Here is a 19,163-nt window from a genome sequence, read left to right as displayed (position 1 = left end):
CCGTTCGGGCAAGACAGTTTCACTGTCCTGCCAACGCATAAAGGCTCCGGACTAAAATCAAAGGCCCGCGTGATACTCTCACGCGGGCCTTTTCATATCCGGGAGAATGAGCGGTAGCCGCTTATAAAACAGGCGGGCTCTGCGATTCCAGATCGGCAAAAGATGCGGCCGGTAAAGGTCCAGCCGTTAGCAGCGTAAAATCGTAACCGGATTTGCGATCAGGCCCCAGAACATATTGCCGGTGCATGCGCAGGAAGTTTCGCTTGTTCTTTTTATACCGCTCCGGCGAAAGCGAATGCTTGAAGCGGATCGGCACGATCTTCGGCAGCGGCGCATCCTTATGGCCGGTCAGCGCCACCGTGTTACACCTGTAGAGATGAATGGGATCGGTGAGGCACTGGATATCGAACCATGTCACCTCCGGGTGATGCGCGATCGTGCCGACGCTCTGTCGCAGCCTGTCCGCACTCGACAGCAGCGCGCATTGCAGGGCAGCACCACCGAGCGTGGCAAAGGACAATTTCCGGCCATCCAGCGCATCGGGTTCGAGTTCCAGCACACGGCCGATCACGGCGAGCGCGAGGCTCGCCCCCATGCTGTGCGACACGACCAGAACCTCCTCAGAAGGCTGCTCCAACGCCTTGAGGACAAGGGCCGCCTTCTCTTCGATCCAATCACGGGAAATCGGCTCATCGCGGCCGACGGCCAGCGCGAAGCGCCAGTCGGCGTAAAGATGCAACGTATGAAACCGCTCAGCGAAGGGCAGAAACGCCTTCACGAAGAACAGGGCCGCAGCGGGAAGACTGATCACGAAGAGCCAGAGGGGGAAACCAAACAGCAGCGGCGACAGGGCAATGCCCGCCGCAAGCGCGCCGCCCACCAGCATCAGCAGGAACGGAAAAATGAAGAAAAGACCGAAACGCCAGGCATGACGAAGATAGCGCCCTGCCCCGCCTTCTGCGACGATACCGCCCGCAGCCGCAAAGCCCAGCCCGACCTGCCGCCAGACGGGCATATCCCGCAGGCGCGATATCACCGCATTATGATCATAGACGAAGATGGTGGAACGCGTCCGCCAGTCACCGGCCGAGGCCTCCACCGTGAATGTTTCGCCCGCCGGCGTAGTCTCAAGCGCTCCCACCGTATAGTCCACCCCCCATGTCTTGCCGGCAAGCGCCGCCGCCCGCTGATAGCGCAGATGATGGGCCGCCGCATCCAGCGGATCGAAGCCGGGGAAATAAAGAACAAGTCGTGACTTGACGGTCGGCATGCATAAACCTTCGGGCTGGAGACACCCAAAAGGATCGCTTGATACAGTGGGCGATGCACGTATAGTAAAAATCGCGACAGAAATATGATTTTTATTTATTGGCGAGGGAATTTTGTCTGGCATCGTCGATCAAGTGCTCAACGGCGTCGTCAAGGGCGCACTGTCTGAAATCCTCACCAAGACCGGTCTTCGCAAGACCCGCCGCACCCGCCGCCGGACAAAAAGCAACACGTCCCTTGCAGGCGGAATCGTCGGCTCCGTGCTAGAAGCAGCAATCAACGCCGCGGTCAAATCCACGCCGGCCAAGAAACAGGTGAGCAAAAGACGCACCGCCGCCGCGCGCAGCAGACAGCGGCTTCGATGAGCCAAACAACGGGCTTTTCCGAGCTGTGACGCATTGCAACACCCACGCATTTTTTCCGTCCGACGGGTGGAAATCGCGCCGCGACATGTTATTTAGGGACAAAGAGAAAGCAGCGGCCTTGAACCGCATGTGAAAGGAATAGGCCTATGAGCGGCATTCACGACATGATCGACAGCGAAGTGAAGAGCAACGATATCGTTCTTTTCATGAAGGGCACCCCGCAATTTCCGCAGTGCGGTTTTTCCGGCCAGGTGGTACAGATCCTCGATTATCTCGGCGTCGACTACAAGGGCATCAACGTGCTTGCCGATGCAGATATCCGCCAGGGCATCAAGGACTACTCCAACTGGCCGACCATCCCGCAGCTCTACGTCAAGGGCGAATTCGTCGGCGGCTGTGACATCGTAAGAGAGATGTTCCAGTCCGGCGAACTTCAAAACCACTTCCAAGAACAGGGTATCAGCGTCCGCGGCGCGGCCTGATTTCGGCCGGTTCATCCGGCCCACCCTGATTGTCAGAAATTTATGCCAGGCGTTGCTTCATGCAACGCCTTTGCCGTTCTTTTTGGGGCAATCCTGTGACAGAACTTTCACAATCCACCGCTTCGCGCGCAGGCTCGATGGGGCGCACGGAATTCATTGCGCTGGCCGCGATGCTGATGGCGCTGAACGCGCTCGCCATCGACATCATGCTGCCCGGTCTTCAGGAAATCGGCGCATCGCTTGGCGTCGTGAATGAAAACCACCGCCAATATGTCATTTCCACCTATCTTCTCGGCTTCGGCGTCGCACAGCTTCTGTACGGTCCGATCTCGGACCGTTTCGGACGCCGGAAGCCGATGCTCGTCGGACTTGCGATCTATATCGTTTCAGCCCTCGCCGTAGTCTTCGTACCGTCATTCTCCGGCCTGCTGATCCTGCGTTTCATTCAGGGCATCGGCTCGGCGGCGACACGCGTCATCACCATCTCGATCGTGCGTGACATCTATGGCGGCCGCCAGATGGCGGAAGTCATGTCGTTGATCATGATGGTGTTCATGGTCGTTCCGGTCATCGCGCCCGGCACCGGCCAGATCGTGCTGTTTTTCGGTAACTGGCACCTGATCTTCGCCTTCATGGCGGGAATTGCCGCCGTGGTGACGGCCTGGATGTATTTCCGCCTGCCGGAAACCCTGCATCCGGACGATGTCCGCCCCTTCACCGCCCGTTCGGTGCTTGGCGGCTTCAAGATCGTGCTCACCAACCGCATCGCGCTCTGTTACACGCTCTCCAGCACCTTTATCTTCGGTGCGCTGTTCGGCTTCATCAATTCGGCTGAGCAGGTCTATAAGGGCATCTACGGGCTCGGTGCATGGTTTGCGGCGGCCTTTGCGGGCGTTGCTTTGTTCATGGCCTTCTCGTCCTTCATCAATGCAAGGCTGGTCGGCAGGTTCGGTATGCGCAAGCTGTCGCACGGATCGCTGCTGGGCTTCATCGCCATCACCTTCATCTGGCTGCTGGTGCAGGTGATGGGTCCGGAACCGATGCCCTTTGCGATCTTCATTGTGTTCTTCGCGCTCGCCATGTTCCAGTTCGGCTGGATCGGCTCGAACTTCAACTCGCTCGCCATGGAGCCGCTCGGCCACGTCGCCGGCACCGCCTCCTCCGTCATCGGATTCATGGGAACGGTCGGCGGCTCGCTGATCGGCGCAGCAATCGGCCAGGCCTTCGACGGCACGGCGCTGCCCATGGTGGCGGGCTTCTTCGTCGTCTCCATCATCGGCCTCGTCTTCGTGCTGATCGGCGAAAAGGGCGTGCTGTTTCAGGCCCACAACAAGCCGACCCGCTAGGGGCAGGTAGACAAATAAAAAGGGCGCGGAACTCGGTTCCGCGCCCTTTTTATTGATTGACGGTTCACGTCATACGCATTCCGTCACCCCGGACTTGATCCGGGGTCCAGCCAGCCCAAGTCTTTGGGCTGAGAAGAGTCTTCCGCCACGCAGACGCGCGGCTACTGGATGCCGGATCAAGTCCGGCATGACGGGCAAAAACCTTTCCGCCCTGCCCCTTACACAACACCGCCTCAAACCGTAAAAATCTTCTCGCGCAGCAATTCCCAGGTCTCCTGGTTTGGCGCCAGCAGCAGGCCGCCATCCGTGTGGCGCGGCAGATAGGGCGAGCCGTCGAGGCGCGCGGCATAGGCGCCCGCTTCCTGCGAGAGCAGCGTGCCGGCCAGATGGTCCCAGGGCATCAGCTTGTTATACATCAGGAAATGCATGTGGCCGCCGCAGAACAGGCGGTATTCGTGCGCGGCGCAGCGATAGCTGGTGAAGAGGCGCACATCCGCGAGGTTCATGAGGATCTTGCGGCGTGTCTCCACGTCGAAATAGCCGGTATTGGCGATGCCCACCATCTGCGAAAGTTCAGGCGCGGGCACCACGGACATCTCTGTCTGCGTACCATCGGCGCTGCAAAGCCAGGCGCCGGAGCCCTTTTCGGCAATAGCCCAGTCATTGCCCATCGGATCGAAAATCAGGCCGGCAACGGTCTCGCCCTTGGAGATGACGCTCATCATCACGCCAAACAGCGGCAGGCCTGAGGCGAAGTTGTAGGTGCCGTCGATCGGATCGACCACCACGGCAAGATCCGCATCGGCAAGCTTGCCAAGCAGCGAGGCATCCGCCGCAACGGCCTCTTCACCGATGAACAGAGCGTCCGGCATGATTTCCTGCACGCGTGCGCGGATCAACCGTTCTGCAGCCTCGTCGGCCTCGGTCACGAGGTCGATCGCCTCGCTCTTTATCCTGACGTCGCCCTCACCCAGATTACGGAACCTCGGCAGGATTTCCACTGCCGCCGCCTCCTGAAGCGCATTGGCGAGAGAGGCGATGTCGAGTTCGATAGCCATGGGCGATATCCTTCCTTCTAAGCGTAAAACTATAAAGCCACGATTTCCCGGCGCAGCATCTTCCAGCTTTCCTTGTCGGGCGCCGACAGGATGCCACCCGTCGTCTGTCCCGGCCGGTAGGGCGTATTGTCGAAACGGGCCGTATAGCCGCCCGCTTCCTGATGAATGAGAACACCGGCAAGATGATCCCAGGGCATCAGCTTTTCATGGCCGATGAAGTGCAGCTTGCCAGCGGAGGCAAGCCAATATTCATGAGCCGAACAATTGATTGAAAGCGCCATCTTGATCTTGGCCATATTGGCGGCGATCACCGGGCGGCGATCTTCATGGCTGTGACCCCAGGAAAAGATGCCGACCATTTCGGACAATGGCACAGGATCGGCGACCTTGAGCTTTGCCTGCGAGCCGTCCCTGCGGTTAAGAAACGCGCCCTCACCTTTCAGCGCGATGATGGTATCGCCCATGACGGGATCGTGGATGATGCCCGCGACCGTCTCACCCTTGACGGTGACGGCGAGCAGCGTGCCGAAAGCGGGAAAGCCCGAAGCATAGTTGAAAGTGCCGTCGATTGGATCGATCACGAAGGCGAAAGGCGCATCGGCAAGAGCTGGAATGACGGATTGATCCGCATCATAGGCCTCTTCGCCAACGATATGGGCCTTCGGAAACCGTTGCAGAAGAGCGGCGGTTATCGCCTTTTCCGTAAGAATATCCGCCTCGGTGACGAGATCGACGGCGGAGGTCTTTTCGGAGATCGCGCCAGCGTCGAGATTGCGGAAGCGGGGCATTATTTCCTGGCGGCCGGCAGCGGCAACGGTGGAAATCAGAAAGTCGATATCTTTATCGGAAAGGGTCATCGCGCGGTGCACTTCTTCATAAGGGAGGGCGGGCCTCCGTACGCTCTTCAGGTGACGCCCCGGTGACAGCGAGCGCCGAAAAATCAAAAAGCTTCGGATCGAGCAGATGCGACGGATTGACGTGGGCAAGCGCCCTCAGCATCACGTCCTTGCGGCCCGGCATGCGCCTTTCAATGTCGGCCAGCATCTCCTTCATGGCATTGCGCTGAAGCCCGTCCTGCGAGCCACAGAGGTCGCAGGGAATGATCGGGAACTCCATCGCCGCCGCGAATTTCGCCATATCTTCCTCGGCGCAATAGGCAAGCGGGCGCATGACCATCAGGTCACCCTCATCATTCAAAAGCTTCGCCGGCATGCCGGCCAGCCGGCCGCCATGGAAGAAATTCATGAAGAAGGTCTCAAGAATATCCTCGCGATGATGGCCAAGCAGCAGCGCGTCGCAGCCCTCTTCCCGCGCAATACGGTAGAGATTGCCGCGCCGGAGCCGCGAACAGAGCGAACAGTAAGTGCCACCGGACGGCACCTTTTCCTTCACCACGGAATAGGTGTCGCGATATTCGATGCGATGGGGCACGCCGATCTTCGCCAGATACTCCGGCAACACGTGCTTGGGAAAATTCGGCTGGCCCTGATCCAGATTGCAGGCGATGAGTTCGACAGGCAAAAGGCCGCGCCACTTCAGATCGAGCAGCAGCGCCAACAGCCCATAGCTGTCCTTGCCGCCGGAAAGGCCCACCAGCCAGCGTTTTTGGCCGTTCAGCATGCCGAAATCGGTAAAGGCCTGACGCACATTGCGCAGCAGACGCTTGCGCAGCTTGTTGAACGAGACCGAACGTGGTGCATTGTCGAACAGAGGATGCGAGCTGCCGTTTTCCTCGGGCGCGTCCTGATCTGCCTCGACCTTATCGGCGATGTCATCGATCCTGGTGAGAATGTTCATCATTAGCTCGCTCCGGCACGACTGCCGTTCTCAATGCAGGCAAATGCCCGCATCTGCCTGCAATATCAAGCCCCGAATACCGACCAGCCGGTTTTCGTCGCCAGCATTTCCAGCGCATGTGACCCAAGCGCCGAATTGCCCACCTTGTTGAGACCCGGCGACCAGACGGCAATGGACGCCTTGCCCGGCGCAACCGCCATGATGCCGCCACCCACACCACTCTTGCCGGGCAGGCCGACATGATAGGCGAAATCGCCCGATCCGTCATAATGGCCGCAGGTCAGCATCAGCGCATTGATGCGCCGCGCCCGCCGGTCTGACACGACCGTATGGCCGCTCAGCGGATTGCGGCCGCGATTGGCAAGGAACAGCCCGGCGCGCGAGAGCTGCGCGCAGGTCATGGACAGCGCACATTGGTGAAAATAAACGCCCAGCGTATATTCGACGGGGTGATGCAGATTGCCGAAGGACCGCATGAAATTGGCAAGCGCGAAGTTGCGGAAACCCGTCGCCTGCTCGGATTTCGCCACCGTGTCGTCAATGCTGATCGTGTCATCGTCAGCGAGATAACGCACGAAACGCAAGAGTTCGCCGATCGCCTCTCGCGGCTGGTGGCCGGAAAGAACGATATCCGTCACCACGATGGCGCCGGCATTCACGAAGGGATTACGCGGAATGCCGTGCTCATGCTCCAGCTGGACGATGGAGTTGAAGGAAGACCCGGATGGCTCGCGCCCCACCCGGTTCCACACGGTCTCTCCCGCCTTGCCGAGCGCCAGCGTCAGCATGAAGACCTTGGAAATGCTCTGGATCGAAAACGGCGTGAGCGCATTGCCGGCCGTATAGGTGGTTCCATCGACAGTGGTGATGGCGATGCCGAACTGGTTCGGATCGACCTTGGCGAGCTCGGGAATATAGTCCGCAACTTTGCCCTCGCCCAGCCGCGGCACCATGCTGTCGTAAATGGAATCGACGATCGCCTGAATGTCCTGCATGCAAAGCCTTCCCCAGCAAACAAAAAAGCCGCCCCGAGGGGGCGGCTTTCTCAATACTGAAACGCGTCGATTAACGCGAGTAGAATTCGACGACCAGATGCGGTTCCATGACGACCGGGTACGGAACGTCAGACAGAGCCGGGATGCGAGCATAGGTCGCAACCATCTTGTTGTGATCGACTTCGATGTAATCAGGAACGTCGCGTTCTGCGAGCTGAACAGCTTCGAGAACCGTCACCAGCTGCTTGGACTTCTGGCGAACTTCAACAACGTCGCCCGGCTTGCAACGGTAAGAACCGATGTTGACGCGAACGCCGTTAACCGTGACGTGGCCGTGGTTGATGAACTGACGCGATGCGAAAACGGTCGGAACGAACTTGGCGCGGTAGACGATGGCGTCCAGACGCGACTCGAGCAGGCCGATCAGGTTCTCGGAGGTATCGCCCTTGCGACGGTTTGCTTCGTCGTAGGTGGCGCGGAACTGCTTTTCGCGCAGTTCGCCGTAGTAGCCCTTGAGCTTCTGCTTGGCGCGCAGCTGCGTGCCGAAGTCGCTCATCTTGCCCTTGCGGCGCTGGCCGTGCTGGCCCGGGCCGTATTCGCGGCGGTTTACCGGAGACTTCGGACGGCCCCAGATGTTTTCGCCCATGCGGCGGTCAATTTTATACTTAGCCGATTCGCGCTTGCTCATCGTATTTCCTTCTCAAAAGGTTATGCCGGTCTGTTACCAAACCGGTTTAAGGAAACACGCCCTCCTCTGAAGCCCGTTTCAGGGCCTCTGACAGGCTTCTCACATGCAAATGGAGAAACCACGGGACATGTCGGTGATATTGACCGCCGAACGTCAGTTATTAAACTGCAGGGCAGTCAACAAAACACACCGGACATCACTGCCCGGCGTTGGGGCGGCTTCTAAACAGGTTTTACAAATTTGTCAAACAAAGCCTGCCGCTTTTTTCTCGAACCGGCCCTTGAAAAGCCTGAAGGCTCTCCTATCTCTCCCTCGTGATCAGAACTCGGGCCCCTCTGGCGTGTTACCGGACAACACGTGATGTCGAGTTTCTTTAGGTTGGGGCCCACGTATATTCTTGACACACGTTCCCCATCCGCAAAGCCAACCTCGTCCGGCTAAAGGTTGACTGATGGAGTTCCTCCTCAACGATTTTCTCGGTACCCCCACATGGATGTGGGCGGTCTTCATTTCTCTCGTCCTTGGCCTCCTGGCGCTCGATCTTGGCGTATTGCACAAGAATTCCAAGGAAATCGGCATCCGTGAAAGCCTGCTGATGTCAGGCTTTTACATCGCCATCGGTTTGGCCTTCGGCGGCTGGATCTGGTATCAGTCCGGCCAGCAGTCGGCGATGGAATATGTCACCGGCTTCGTGGTCGAAAAAAGCCTGGCGATGGACAATATCTTCATCATCGCCATGATCTTCTCCTATTTCGCCATTCCCCGCCAATATCAGCACCGCGTGCTGCTCTGGGGCATTCTCGGCGTCATCATCCTGCGCGGCATCATGATTGCCGGTGGCGCCGCCATTGTCGAAAACTTCCACTGGGTGCTTTATCTCTTCGCGGCCTTCCTCGTCTTCACCGGCCTCAAGATGCTGTTCTCGTCCGACCATGACGAGGCCGATATCGGCAATAACCGCATCCTGAAGTTCCTGCGCAGCCGCCTGCCGGTGACGGAGAAGCTGCATGGCGAGAAATTCTTCGTCAAGGAGACGGATACGACCACCGGCAAACTCAAGACCTTCGTGACGCCGCTCTTCCTGGCGCTCATCATGGTCGAAATCGCCGACCTTATCTTCGCGGTCGATTCGATCCCGGCGATCTTCGCGATCACCACCGATCCCTTTATCGTCTACACCTCGAACATCTTCGCGATCCTTGGCCTGCGCGCCCTCTATTTCGCGCTTGCCGCCCTGATCCACCGCTTCGCTTATCTGAAATATGCGCTGGCTGCGGTTCTGGTCTTCGTCGGTTCGAAAATCTTCGTGGCCGACATGCTCGGCATCGCCAAGATCCCGCCGGCAGTCTCGCTCGGCGTCACCGTCGCCATCCTCGCAACCGGCATCATCGGTTCGCTGATTGCGACGCGCAAGGAAGCAAAGGCCATCGAATAAGGATGAGCAAGATGAGGAGGCGGTAACGCCTCCTCACACGCCGTCACCCCGGACTTGATCCGGGGTCCAGCGCGATCAAGTCCTTGATCGCAAGAGACTCGTCTCACGGCGCAGACGCGCCGTGGCTGGATGCCGGATCAAGTCCGGCATGACGGGTAAGTATATCGACGCAGACAAACCTGCCGTAACTTCACTCCGCCGCCAGCCTCGCGTCATCCTCCGCCGCATCCGCATCGCCGGGTGCGGTTTTTGCATCGAGATCAGGGAAAGCCACAATGCGCTTGCCGGAGAAATCGGCATGTACCACCACAAGCTCCTTCTCCTCGAAATAACCGAGAAGACGGCGCGCGCGGCGGGCGGAATGGGTGCCATAAGCGCGGGCAATACGGGCATCCGACGGGCAGGGTTCTTCACCCAGCGCCGCCTTGACCAGAAGCAGGAAAACCCCCTGCAGATCGTCGGAAACCGACATCGACAGCTCCAGCGCCTTCTGCCAGCCTTCGCTTGCCGCCATCGTCGCATCCACGCCTGAGCGTGCAATCGCCACCTGCCGGCGGAAATCCGCAAGCGTCATGGGCGTGCCGGGAATACGGCGCATGCGGGCGCGCACCAGAAAATCCTGGTACAGCACGGCGTCGGTGCGATAGGCCGATTGCGGATCGTCGAGAATTTCGACCAGCACAGCGGCGATCTTCTCCTCGCGCTCCTCCGGCGTCAGCTCCGGCTGGCCAGCACGCGGAGACTGCTCCGGTGAGGGACCGCCGACCGCAGGGGTGGAACGGGAGAGTTCGGCCAGAATATCGGTTGTCGGGCGCGGCGCCGGCGGTGTGCGGCGCGTGGCGGGTCGCGTGAACTCTTCCGGGTCCGGCGTGAAGATCAGGTCTTCCACATCCTGGGGCGCATCCGGCAGCGGCATCAGCTTCGGCGAGGACGAGCGCGCCGAGGTTTCCACGGCACCGATGACAATCGGCAACGGGCGGCGCGACAACGCCGGGCCGAGCGCCACGAAATTGCCGCGCTGCAGATCGCGGAACATTTCCGCCTGTCGCCGGTCCATGCCGAGCAGATCGGCCGCGCGCGCCATGTCGATATCGAGAAAGGTGCGGCCCATCAGGAAGTTGGAGGCTTCCGCCGCCACGTTCTTGGCAAGCTTGGCAAGGCGCTGCGTGGCGATGACGCCGGCAAGCCCGCGTTTACGGCCACGGCACATCAGATTGGTCATGGCGCCGAGAGACGCCTTGCGGGCATCTTCCGTCACCTCGCCGCCGACGGAGGGCGCAAACATCTGCGCCTCATCCACCACGACAAGCACCGGATACCAGAATTCACGATCCGCATCGAACATGCCGTTGAGGAAGGCGGCGGCGGCCCGCATCTGCTGCTCGATATCAAGGCCTTCCAGCGTCAGCACGCAGGAAACGCGGTGCTGGCGAATGCGGTTGGCAATGCCGGCAAGTTCCGCCTCGGTGCGCTCGCCATCCACCACCACGTGGCCGAACTTATCGGAAAGCGTGACGAAATCGCCCTCGGGATCGATGATGACCTGCTGCACCCATTGCGCCGATTGCTCCAGCAGCCGGCGCAGAAGATGCGACTTGCCGGAACCGGAATTGCCCTGCACCAGCAAACGCGTCGCAAGCAATTCCTCGATATCGAGCTTGGCCTGCTGCCCGCCCGATAGGGTTCCCATGTCGATGCCGACCTGCAATGTTCCGTTCCTCGTGCTGCATGTCATCCGGCCGATTCCCTTGACGGCGGCCGAACATGCTCTTTACCAAAAAATCGCCGGTTGCGTCTGCCCCGTGCCGGTAATGCACAGGCAATTACGCCCCATCTATGCGGCTCCGGATGAGACCCGCAAAAATGAAAGCCGCCTGCCGAACACATTCAGCATCAGCCCGACGATGACCAATGCAGCACCGACCACTTCGAAGACGGTAATATGCTCCGCAAAAGCGAGATAGGCGCTGATGAAACCGACAATCGGCACCAGCAGCGAAAACGGCGCCACCGTTCCGGCCGGATAACGCAGAAGCAGGTAACTCCAGATGCCCGCGCCGACGATGGTCGCACCATAGGCCATGTAGATCACCACGAAAGCCATCGTCGGCGTTGCGTTGAGCAACCCTTCCGCAATCGCATCAGGTCCTTCCACCACAAGCGAAAGCAGGATCAACGGCAGAACGGGCACAAGGCTCGTCCATGCGACGAAGGAGACCGCGTTCACCTGGCCGATGCGGCGATTGACGATGTTGCCGCAGGCCCAGGCAATGGCCGAGCCGACGCCCATCAGGAGCGGTATCAGCGCTGCGGCCGTCATGCGCTCCAGACCGATGACCGCCAGCCCGCCAAAAGCAACGATCGCACCGATGATCTGTGACGGCAACGGCCGCTCGCCGAGAAACACCACGGCCAGCGCCAGCGTGAAGAAGGCCTGCGACTGCATGACGAGCGAAGCAAGCCCCGCAGGCAGGCCGAGCTTGATGGCCGGGTAAAGCAGGCCGAACTGCACAAAGCCCATCGCCATGCCGTAAACGATCATATGCCGCCACGGCACGTTGGGTTTCGGCAGGAAGAATATCAGGGGCACGGCCGCAAAGAGATAACGCACGCCCGTCAGAAACAAAGGCGGCATGTCGGCGACGCCCACCTTGATGACGACGAAGTTGAAGCCCCACAAAAACACGGTGATCAGGGCGAGAAGAATATGCGGCAATGCCATTTTGTTATGTCCGAATTTCAGGCGATCGACGGGCGTTTTACGCCGAAACCGCCCTCTTCCAGCCGAAGGCAACAAGACCGGCGCCGATCAGGAGACCGCCACCCGTGCGATTGACGATGCGCTGAACCTTCGGTTTGCGGATCGTATTGCGGGCGGCGCTTGCCAGAAGTCCATAAAGCGCCGCGTTCACGGTGGCAAGCACCAGGAATGTCGCTTCGAAAATCAACACCTGCGGCCAGAATGGCAGCGTCGGCACCAGAAACTGCGGCAGGAAGGCCACGAAGAACACGATGCTCTTGGGGTTGAGCGCCGTCACGATATAGGCATGCAGGAAGATTTTGAGCGGTCTCTCACGACCCGTCACGCCCGTGCCTTCCGCACCTTCGCCACCGACCGGAGAGCGCCACAGCTTGATGCCGAGATAAATGAGGTAGGCGGCGCCGATCCATTTGAGGCCGGTGAAAAGTGCCGCCGAGGTGGCAAGCAGCGCGCCGAGGCCGAGCATCGAGGCCGTCATCGCGGTGAAGTCACCAAGCGCCACACCCGTTACCGTCGCAGTGCTCGCCTTGCGGCCGTGGCCCAGCGCATAGGAAATAACCAGCAGGATCGTCGGTCCCGGAATGGCGAGCATGATGGCGGATGCGGCCACGAAGGCCAGCCAGTTCTCAAGCGGCATGATGAAATCTCCCTTGCGTGATTTTGGGAGCAAGCCATGGAAATCTCACGCTGGCAAGAGCGCCGTTTCTTGCTCGGCAAGACGGGCAAGCGTCGCCTCATCGAAGCGCAGGAGAACGCTGTCAACTTCGCTTGCGCCAACGCGACTGTAGAACCGTTGCGCGCCGACATTGTCCCGGCCAGTGGTAAAATCGAGGCGCGAACCACCCCTCTCGAAAACGATCTTCGCCGCCTCGCGGATCAGCGCCTCTCCCACACCACGTCCCCGAACCCGCTCTGTGACGTAAAGTTCCTTCATGAACCAGACCGGGCGCAAAGCCACACCGGGAAACATCTCGAACATCGAGAGAATGCCAAGAGCGCCGTCGTCAAAGGCGGCAAGCATGATGCCCTGGCCGGTGTGCAGAAATTCTCCGAGACGAACGCGGATCTCGTTCCCGTCAATCGCGCCCTCTCCCTCATAGTGCCGCTCCATATCGGCAAAGACAGGGCAAAGCAGTTCGATATCGGCCAGTGTGACTGTTCTTATCTGCACTACATTCCACTCCAAAAACGCCACGAAAGCATAAGATCATGACGATGGCGCAAATTGCGGGATACCCCGCCGGACCTCAAGGGCCGGCGGGGTTATGATCCGACCACACGATCAAAACCGCGGCGCCCAGTGGGGAGCAGCCCACTCCCGCCGCCTTTTGCGGGCGGATGGCTCGACGCCGATATCGTCCAGCAGGCGTTCCGGCAGATCGGTAAGATCGGTCGGTGGCGCGCGCGGCACGAGGGCGGCGACGATGACCGCCCGCAGGGTCTTCCAGACGCCGAATGTGACGAACAAACGATCGACCGCATCCGGCAGCGCATATACTACCATTGGTTGATTTTTCTGCATGGGGAATCCATCCCGGCGCGGCAAAGCGGCCAGGTCCTTTATCGATGGAAAACGACATGCCGGGAGCGCGTGGGGCAGCCTGTCGGCCACGCGGACGCACAATCAGATGTCGGACGAAGTGAGAATGCCAAACGGCAGGGAAATCAGGCCATAAGCCTTATCGGAGGTCGATGCCTCGGGACATGTAACCACCGATGACCATGCCGGAAATGCCAGACATGCCGTTAAGGCGCATATTCATGTAATCAGTCATTCCACGCCTCCTTTTATAGCGGTTACAGACGAGGTGCATCTTACACAAGATGCCGGACGCGACAAGAGGTCGCAATCTCGAATTGCAAAACTCAGATGGAGAAGATGCAAAAATGCAACACACACTCAGCCCAACGAGACACTGAGCCCGAAACCTTGCATCAGCCGCCGCGTCGCGAAATCCGGCTTGCCGGAGGTGAAGACGGCGAAGTCGAAACCATCGGGATGTTCCGCATCCTGCGGCAGCGGCACCAGATGACGCGCGCGCCTGGCAATCGCTTCCGCCGGATCGAGCCAGTCGACCGGCCAGGGCGCCAGCCTGCGAAACACATTGGCCATGAAGGGATAGTGGGTGCAGGCAAGCACGACGATATCGGTGCGCTTGCCGTCGCTGTCGATGAAGCAGGGCTCGATTTCGGCAAGCACGGCTTCGTCGGATATAGCCTCGCCCCTGATCCAGCCTTCTGCCATGCGTGCCAGATTTTCCGACCCCACGAGGCGGACATGGCATTGCGTGGCGAAGGACTGAATGAGATCGCGCGTATAGGCGCGTTTGACGGTGCCCGGCGTCGCCAGCACGGAAACGAGACCGGAGCGGGTGCGTTCTGCGGCGGGCTTGATGGCGGGAACGGTGCCCACGAAGGTCATGTCCGGAAAGCGCGCCCGCAGATCTGCCCCGGCCAGCGTGAAGGCGGTGTTGCAGGCGATGATGCAGACTTCGGGACTGTAATCTTCAAGCAGCTTTTCGAAGAGTGAGAGAATGCGCGCCTTCAGCGCCTCCTCTTCCCAGCCGCCATACGGGAAGCCCGCATCGTCGGCTACATAGATGAAGCCGCGCTCGGGCATCAGCACCCGCGCTTCGCGCAGAACCGTCAGCCCGCCAATGCCGGAATCGAACACCAGCACCGGTTTCAGCACGTCGGCCGCGGCCTCACTCGTCTTCAGCATTCTCCCCTGCCCTTTCGGCCGATGGCCCCGCTGCTCTTCCCGTCTGCTTCGGCCACTGCCGGGGAAAACGGTCGAGCGAATTGATCACGCCACGGACAACACTGATTTCCTGCTCGGAAAAACCGCGTCTCGACAGCACTGCGCGCAGGTTGTCGACCATTTTCGGCTTTTTTTCGGGCGGATGGAAATAACCGCGCGCATCGAGCGCCTCCTCGATATGCTCGAACAGGCCAAAGACCTGTTCCTTGGTCGAAGGCCGCTGCTCGACAGACTGGAAAAGCGTTTCGCCCAGATCGTCCATGCCGGATTTCATCCATTCATAGGACATCAGAAGCACGGCCTGCGCGATGTTGAGCGAGGCGAAGGCGGGGTTGACCGGAAATGTCACGATCTCGTCTGCCAGCGCCACTTCCTCATTGGTAAGACCCCAGCGCTCGCGCCCGAACAGGATGCCGGTTCTTTCCCCCGTCTTGAACTTTGCCCGCAGCGTTTCGGCGGCGGTGACGGGCGCACGCACGGGCTTGAAACCGTAACGTTCGCGTGCGGTCGTGGCGTAAACAAAGTTGAGATCCCTGATCGCCTCTTCGAGCGTCTCGAACACCTTCGTCGCATCGATGACATGATCGGCCTTGGAAGCGGCAGCCCGCGCCTTCTCGCTCGGCCAGCCGTCACGCGGATTGACCAGACGCAATTCGGCAAGGCCGAAATTGGCCATCGCCCGCGCCACCATGCCGATATTTTCGCCGAGCTGCGGTTCGACCAGAATGATCGCCGGGCCTTCCGCCACAAGTTCAAGCTCGCTGTTTGTGCCTGCCATCGTCGTTTGTCCGTGTGTTGAAGCGTCGCATCGATTTTCGAGCCGATGCGCTAAAGCGCGCTTCACTGGCACAGATCGGCGCTAAAATCAAAGGCGGAGGGATGCAAGCACCCCTCACTCCCCTTGATGATCGTCGCCATCTCTTCGCGCAGCGAATCCCTGCCCTCGTCGCCAACCCGGTGAATGTCGCTGATGACCGGCCGGCCATCTTCCTCGATGACATCGAAATGCACCTCGTCGACCGTTGCCTTCATTTCCGCCTCGTCCATGCAGGCCCAGAGCTTGAACTTCGCCGTCACATCCGTCACGCCGTCCTTTATTGCACCCGCGGTCACCGACACATCCTCCAGCGGGCAACCATCCTGCGAATTGGTGACGACGTCGTAACCGAAGGGGTCGCCCTTCTCGCCACTCTCGGCCTCATAGGCAGGCTTCTTGGATGCTTCGCGATATTGCGCAACGAAGTCCTTGCTGAACAGGCTCACCAGCATGTCCTCGTCGAAGATGTATTTCCAGTTCTCGGCATCGCCGGACCAGTTCTTGACGGTGATGTCCATCACCTTCTGGACGGGATCGGCAGGCCCCGCCGCAAGGGCGCTATGGGAAAAGAGGACGGCGGCAGTCAGAAGCAGAATATTCCGCATGATGTGATCCCGGGATAGGCCCGACACGCGGGCGAAGCGATTCGCCTGACTGTATTCCGGCATTGTGGTTTGGCAATGCGCAAAGCGTTATTGCGCTGCGCCAAAAAAGCGCCCCCCATGGCTTTGCCTCAGGCGCATGCGATGCTATAGCCGCACCGGATATTTTTCCGACTATTGGCGTTATCAGGCGCCACAGCTTCGAAGGTGAGGAATTCATGGCAAAGATCAAGGTAGCCAATCCGGTCGTCGATCTCGACGGCGACGAAATGACCCGTATCATCTGGCAGCTCATCAAGGACAAGCTGATCCTGCCATACCTCGATCTCGACATCGAATATTACGACCTCTCGGTTGAAAACCGCGACGCCACCAACGACCAGGTCACCATCGATGCGGCACACGCCATCAAGAAACACGGCGTCGGCATCAAGTGCGCGACGATCACGCCGGATGAGCAGCGCGTCGAGGAATTCGGCCTGAAGCAGATGTGGAAGAGCCCTAACGGCACCATCCGCAACATTCTGGGCGGCGTCATCTTCCGCGAACCGATCATCTGCAAGAACGTTCCGCGCCTCGTTCCCGGTTGGACGAAGCCGATCGTCGTCGGCCGTCACGCCTTCGGCGACCAGTACAAGGCAACCGATTTCAAGTTCCCCGGCAAGGGCAAGCTGACGATCAAGTTCGTCGGTGAAGACGGCACGGTCATTGAAAAGGACGTCTTCGACGCCCCGAGCGCCGGCGTTGCACTCGCCATGTACAACCTTGACGAATCCATCCGCGAATTCGCCCGCGCATCCATGATGTACGGCCTGATGCGCAAGTGGCCGGTCTACCTGTCCACCAAGAACACCATTCTCAAGGCTTATGACGGTCGCTTCAAGGACATCTTCGAAGAAGTCTACCAGAACGAGTTCAAGGCGAAGTTCGACGAAATCGGCATCACCTACGAGCATCGCCTGATCGACGACATGGTCGCCTCCGCCCTGAAGTGGTCCGGCGGTTACGTCTGGGCCTGCAAGAACTACGATGGCGACGTGCAGTCCGATACGGTTGCCCAGGGCTTCGGTTCGCTCGGCCTGATGACCTCCGTTCTTCTGTCGCCGGACGGCCGCACGGTCGAAGCCGAAGCAGCACACGGCACAGTGACGCGCCACTACCGCCAGCACCAGAAGGGTCAGGAAACCTCGACCAACTCGATCGCGTCGATCTTCGCCTGGACCCGTGGCCTTGCCCACCGCGCCAAGCTGGATGACAATGCCGAGCTGGCCAAGTTCGCGACGACGCTCGAAACCGTCTGCGTCGACACTGTCGAAAGCGGCTTCATGACCAAGGATCTGGCGCTCCTCATCGGACCGGACCAGCCGTGGCTCTCCACCACCGCCTTCCTCGACAAGATCGACGACAACCTCAAGACGGCGATGGCGGCTTAAGCCTCTTTGCTCAGCAGCTTTAAAACCCGGCCTCAGCGCCGGGTTTTTTCATTCGTGCCATAGAGCCGGAATATCAGCATCGCGGCGCGCGCCGATCGCGCCCTTATGTCCTCTTCCGTCGGAAGGCCGATCGCACCCGTGGCGCGTCTGACCTGCAAATCCCCAACCAGAAGCGACAACCAGATTTCCGCAGGCTCTTCCGAAGCCTCGGCACATATGGCGCCCTGCTGCGCCAAAGCCGCAAAATAGATGGCAAGCTTCGGCATGACATGGCTACGGCCTTTAGCCGAGAGAAATTCGCCGAGCGTGGTTTCGCTGCCTGCCTCCGCCGCCGCCACCCTGTTGAGCAGCACCGCCCGTTCTCCCAAAAGCACCGTCAGGAGATCGGCCCCGAAACGCGAGAGCTCGCCAACACCATCCGCCGCCTCCGCCGATGGCAATACCAGCGTTGCGGCATTCTCGGCGACCATGGCTTCGTAAAGACCGGCCTTTCCCCCGAACCAGCCGTAGAGCGTCTCCTTGGAAGACTTGCTCACCTTTGCCAGCGCCTGCATGGAAAACGCGGCGTAACCGTCCTGCGCAAGCATGGCGAAGGCGTGCTCGACAATTTCACGCCGGCGTAATTCCTTGCTCTCGCTTCGCATCAGCACTCCCTTGACAAAAACCGTACAGATACGTACGGAATATCCGTACGATAGCGTACGGATATTCTATGGAGATTTTCATGTCCAGCTCATTTCTGCATGACATAAAAACAAAGCACTTTCCCGCACTGGAAATGACAAGAGAACCGGCGAGCCTTGCCCTGCGCCTGTTCGCACCGCTTAGTCTTGGCATCATGGCCGGTTTTTTCTTCGCCTTCAGCAATCCCGTCATGATGGCCTTCCAGCAACTGGAGGCGGATATTTTCATCCAGGCGTTCAACGGCATCAATATCAGCGTCCGCAACGGCATTTTCTTTGCGGCCTTCTTCGTTCCGCTCGCCGCCCTTCTCGGCGCAGCACTCATCGACCGCGACAGCCGGCTACTATGGGTCATGGCCCTGGTCATCTACGCGGTTGTCGTGATCCAGACCCGCATGGTCAATGTGCCCATCAACGAGTTCTTCAAGACGGTTTCGACTGAAATACCGAGCGACTGGCAGGAACTGCGTGACCGATGGGCGCTTTCCAACCTCGTCCGCACCGTGCTTACCACCCTCGCCTTTTTTGTGGCGCTGCTTGCTGCCACAAGACATCGCGAAAGACGCATGGCCGCTTAACCCGCACCACACTCGCTGCACATCCGTCGACCCTTCGAGGAAAGACGTGATCACGTCCTGACAGGCGGCATGAAATATCCAGGAAACAAAAAC

Annotated in this window: 21 protein-coding genes; 6 read left to right on the top strand and 15 right to left on the bottom strand. The window is 59.6% G+C overall.

Going from position 1 to position 19,163, the window contains the following annotated elements:
• Positions 1-121: 121 nt before the first annotated feature.
• Entirely contained in the window at positions 122-1,270 is a 1,149-nt protein-coding gene (locus tag G3A56_RS00810) for a hypothetical protein (protein ID WP_082182526.1), read from the bottom strand.
• Between the two features lie 112 nt (positions 1,271-1,382).
• On the opposite strand from G3A56_RS00810, the gene G3A56_RS00805 reads away from it, so the two are divergent.
• The 3 genes from G3A56_RS00805 to G3A56_RS00795 all read left to right on the top strand — a co-directional run bounded on the left by G3A56_RS00805 (position 1,383) and on the right by G3A56_RS00795 (position 3,462).
• Positions 1,383-1,634 carry a hypothetical protein gene (locus tag G3A56_RS00805; RefSeq protein ID WP_082182527.1) on the top strand — a complete coding sequence of 84 codons (252 nt, stop codon included), beginning with the start codon at positions 1,383-1,385 and terminating at the stop codon, positions 1,632-1,634.
• A 146-nt stretch (positions 1,635-1,780) separates the two neighbouring features.
• Positions 1,781-2,116, top strand: a complete 336-nt coding sequence (gene grxD, locus G3A56_RS00800; protein WP_003520429.1) for a Grx4 family monothiol glutaredoxin — start codon at positions 1,781-1,783, stop codon at positions 2,114-2,116.
• A 137-nt stretch (positions 2,117-2,253) separates the two neighbouring features.
• Positions 2,254-3,462 carry a multidrug effflux MFS transporter gene (locus tag G3A56_RS00795; RefSeq protein WP_082182528.1) on the top strand — a complete coding sequence of 403 codons (1,209 nt, stop codon included), beginning with the start codon at positions 2,254-2,256 and terminating at the stop codon, positions 3,460-3,462.
• Between the two features lie 233 nt (positions 3,463-3,695).
• On the opposite strand, the gene G3A56_RS00790 is transcribed toward G3A56_RS00795, so the two are convergent.
• The 5 genes from G3A56_RS00790 to rpsD form a co-directional block, all read right to left on the bottom strand.
• The gene (locus tag G3A56_RS00790; protein WP_003495348.1) at positions 3,696-4,520 is read right to left on the bottom strand and encodes an inositol monophosphatase family protein; all 825 of its coding nucleotides are present in this window, start codon (positions 4,518-4,520) and stop codon (positions 3,696-3,698) included.
• A gap of 29 nt (positions 4,521-4,549) precedes the next feature.
• Positions 4,550-5,377, bottom strand: a complete 828-nt coding sequence (locus G3A56_RS00785; protein WP_082182529.1) for an inositol monophosphatase family protein — start codon at positions 5,375-5,377, stop codon at positions 4,550-4,552.
• Positions 5,378-5,393: 16 nt separating this feature from the next.
• Positions 5,394-6,320 carry a tRNA 2-thiocytidine(32) synthetase TtcA gene (gene ttcA, locus G3A56_RS00780; RefSeq protein WP_164056025.1) on the bottom strand — a complete coding sequence of 309 codons (927 nt, stop codon included), beginning with the start codon at positions 6,318-6,320 and terminating at the stop codon, positions 5,394-5,396.
• Between the two features lie 62 nt (positions 6,321-6,382).
• Positions 6,383-7,312: a glutaminase gene (locus G3A56_RS00775; protein ID WP_003495341.1), complete on the bottom strand. Its 930-nt coding sequence runs from the start codon at positions 7,310-7,312 to the stop codon at positions 6,383-6,385.
• A 70-nt stretch (positions 7,313-7,382) separates the two neighbouring features.
• Positions 7,383-8,000: a 30S ribosomal protein S4 gene (gene rpsD, locus G3A56_RS00770; protein WP_003507896.1), complete on the bottom strand. Its 618-nt coding sequence runs from the start codon at positions 7,998-8,000 to the stop codon at positions 7,383-7,385.
• Between the two features lie 451 nt (positions 8,001-8,451).
• Here rpsD and G3A56_RS00765 point away from each other — a divergent pair, with 451 nt between their 5' ends.
• Complete coding sequence (locus G3A56_RS00765; RefSeq protein ID WP_082182530.1) at positions 8,452-9,435, top strand: TerC family protein; 984 nt, start codon at positions 8,452-8,454, stop codon at positions 9,433-9,435.
• A 190-nt stretch (positions 9,436-9,625) separates the two neighbouring features.
• On the opposite strand, the gene G3A56_RS00760 is transcribed toward G3A56_RS00765, so the two are convergent.
• The 8 genes from G3A56_RS00760 to G3A56_RS00725 all read right to left on the bottom strand — a co-directional run bounded on the left by G3A56_RS00760 (position 9,626) and on the right by G3A56_RS00725 (position 16,379).
• Positions 9,626-11,143: a helicase HerA domain-containing protein gene (locus G3A56_RS00760; RefSeq protein WP_164056566.1), complete on the bottom strand. Its 1,518-nt coding sequence runs from the start codon at positions 11,141-11,143 to the stop codon at positions 9,626-9,628.
• A gap of 126 nt (positions 11,144-11,269) precedes the next feature.
• Positions 11,270-12,157 carry an EamA family transporter gene (locus G3A56_RS00755; RefSeq protein ID WP_082182532.1) on the bottom strand — a complete coding sequence of 296 codons (888 nt, stop codon included), beginning with the start codon at positions 12,155-12,157 and terminating at the stop codon, positions 11,270-11,272.
• Between the two features lie 37 nt (positions 12,158-12,194).
• Positions 12,195-12,833 (bottom strand): LysE family translocator, encoded by a 639-nt coding sequence (locus tag G3A56_RS00750; RefSeq protein ID WP_082182533.1) that lies wholly within the window; start codon positions 12,831-12,833, stop codon positions 12,195-12,197.
• A 45-nt stretch (positions 12,834-12,878) separates the two neighbouring features.
• Positions 12,879-13,367, bottom strand: coding sequence for a GNAT family N-acetyltransferase (locus tag G3A56_RS00745; RefSeq protein ID WP_082182534.1), 489 nt, complete (start codon positions 13,365-13,367; stop codon positions 12,879-12,881).
• 111 nt (positions 13,368-13,478) lie between these two features.
• Positions 13,479-13,718, bottom strand: coding sequence for a hypothetical protein (locus G3A56_RS00740; RefSeq protein WP_082182535.1), 240 nt, complete (start codon positions 13,716-13,718; stop codon positions 13,479-13,481).
• A gap of 378 nt (positions 13,719-14,096) precedes the next feature.
• Entirely contained in the window at positions 14,097-14,918 is an 822-nt protein-coding gene (murI, locus tag G3A56_RS00735) for a glutamate racemase (RefSeq protein WP_082182536.1), read from the bottom strand.
• Positions 14,902-15,735: an RNA methyltransferase gene (locus G3A56_RS00730; RefSeq protein WP_003495322.1), complete on the bottom strand. Its 834-nt coding sequence runs from the start codon at positions 15,733-15,735 to the stop codon at positions 14,902-14,904. The genes murI and G3A56_RS00730 overlap by 17 nt, the downstream gene beginning before the upstream one ends.
• 62 nt (positions 15,736-15,797) lie before the next feature.
• Positions 15,798-16,379, bottom strand: coding sequence for a hypothetical protein (locus G3A56_RS00725; protein WP_164056024.1), 582 nt, complete (start codon positions 16,377-16,379; stop codon positions 15,798-15,800).
• Positions 16,380-16,594: 215 nt separating this feature from the next.
• On the opposite strand from G3A56_RS00725, the gene G3A56_RS00720 reads away from it, so the two are divergent.
• Complete coding sequence (locus tag G3A56_RS00720) at positions 16,595-17,809, top strand: NADP-dependent isocitrate dehydrogenase (RefSeq protein ID WP_082184460.1); 1,215 nt, start codon at positions 16,595-16,597, stop codon at positions 17,807-17,809.
• A 32-nt stretch (positions 17,810-17,841) separates the two neighbouring features.
• Here G3A56_RS00720 and G3A56_RS00715 read toward each other — a convergent pair whose 3' ends face one another.
• The gene (locus tag G3A56_RS00715) at positions 17,842-18,453 is read right to left on the bottom strand and encodes a TetR/AcrR family transcriptional regulator (RefSeq protein ID WP_082182537.1); all 612 of its coding nucleotides are present in this window, start codon (positions 18,451-18,453) and stop codon (positions 17,842-17,844) included.
• A gap of 80 nt (positions 18,454-18,533) precedes the next feature.
• Between G3A56_RS00715 and G3A56_RS00710 the strand changes: the two genes are divergently transcribed.
• On the top strand, positions 18,534-19,070 hold the full coding sequence (locus G3A56_RS00710) for an anthrone oxygenase family protein (RefSeq protein ID WP_164056023.1): 537 nt from the start codon (positions 18,534-18,536) through the stop codon (positions 19,068-19,070).
• Positions 19,071-19,163: the final 93 nt, after the last annotated feature.

This window comes from Rhizobium oryzihabitans (genome assembly GCF_010669145.1).
GTDB classification, from domain to species: Bacteria; Pseudomonadota; Alphaproteobacteria; order Rhizobiales; family Rhizobiaceae; genus Agrobacterium; species Agrobacterium oryzihabitans.
Note: the sequence above shows the minus strand (reverse complement) of the source record. Positions and strands in the feature narration are given on the sequence as shown.

What these genes read in the sequence shown, in the direction of transcription:
- G3A56_RS00765 (WP_082182530.1), top strand. Translation starts at nt 8,452, where the DNA reads ATGGAGTTCCTCCTCAACGATTTTCTCGGTACCCCCACATGGATGTGG.
- G3A56_RS00750 (WP_082182533.1), bottom strand. Translation starts at nt 12,833, where the DNA reads ATGCCGCTTGAGAACTGGCTGGCCTTCGTGGCCGCATCCGCCATCATG.
- rpsD (WP_003507896.1), bottom strand. Translation starts at nt 8,000, where the DNA reads ATGAGCAAGCGCGAATCGGCTAAGTATAAAATTGACCGCCGCATGGGC.
- G3A56_RS00740 (WP_082182535.1), bottom strand. Translation starts at nt 13,718, where the DNA reads ATGCAGAAAAATCAACCAATGGTAGTATATGCGCTGCCGGATGCGGTC.
- G3A56_RS00755 (WP_082182532.1), bottom strand. Translation starts at nt 12,157, where the DNA reads ATGGCATTGCCGCATATTCTTCTCGCCCTGATCACCGTGTTTTTGTGG.
- G3A56_RS00775 (WP_003495341.1), bottom strand. Translation starts at nt 7,312, where the DNA reads ATGCAGGACATTCAGGCGATCGTCGATTCCATTTACGACAGCATGGTG.
- G3A56_RS00730 (WP_003495322.1), bottom strand. Translation starts at nt 15,735, where the DNA reads ATGGCAGGCACAAACAGCGAGCTTGAACTTGTGGCGGAAGGCCCGGCG.
- murI (WP_082182536.1), bottom strand. Translation starts at nt 14,918, where the DNA reads ATGCTGAAGACGAGTGAGGCCGCGGCCGACGTGCTGAAACCGGTGCTG.
- ttcA (WP_164056025.1), bottom strand. Translation starts at nt 6,320, where the DNA reads ATGATGAACATTCTCACCAGGATCGATGACATCGCCGATAAGGTCGAG.
- G3A56_RS00785 (WP_082182529.1), bottom strand. Translation starts at nt 5,377, where the DNA reads ATGACCCTTTCCGATAAAGATATCGACTTTCTGATTTCCACCGTTGCC.
- G3A56_RS00715 (WP_082182537.1), bottom strand. Translation starts at nt 18,453, where the DNA reads ATGCGAAGCGAGAGCAAGGAATTACGCCGGCGTGAAATTGTCGAGCAC.
- G3A56_RS00725 (WP_164056024.1), bottom strand. Translation starts at nt 16,379, where the DNA reads ATGCGGAATATTCTGCTTCTGACTGCCGCCGTCCTCTTTTCCCATAGC.
- G3A56_RS00720 (WP_082184460.1), top strand. Translation starts at nt 16,595, where the DNA reads ATGGCAAAGATCAAGGTAGCCAATCCGGTCGTCGATCTCGACGGCGAC.
- G3A56_RS00795 (WP_082182528.1), top strand. Translation starts at nt 2,254, where the DNA reads ATGGGGCGCACGGAATTCATTGCGCTGGCCGCGATGCTGATGGCGCTG.
- G3A56_RS00790 (WP_003495348.1), bottom strand. Translation starts at nt 4,520, where the DNA reads ATGGCTATCGAACTCGACATCGCCTCTCTCGCCAATGCGCTTCAGGAG.
- G3A56_RS00710 (WP_164056023.1), top strand. Translation starts at nt 18,534, where the DNA reads ATGTCCAGCTCATTTCTGCATGACATAAAAACAAAGCACTTTCCCGCA.
- G3A56_RS00810 (WP_082182526.1), bottom strand. Translation starts at nt 1,270, where the DNA reads ATGCCGACCGTCAAGTCACGACTTGTTCTTTATTTCCCCGGCTTCGAT.
- grxD (WP_003520429.1), top strand. Translation starts at nt 1,781, where the DNA reads ATGAGCGGCATTCACGACATGATCGACAGCGAAGTGAAGAGCAACGAT.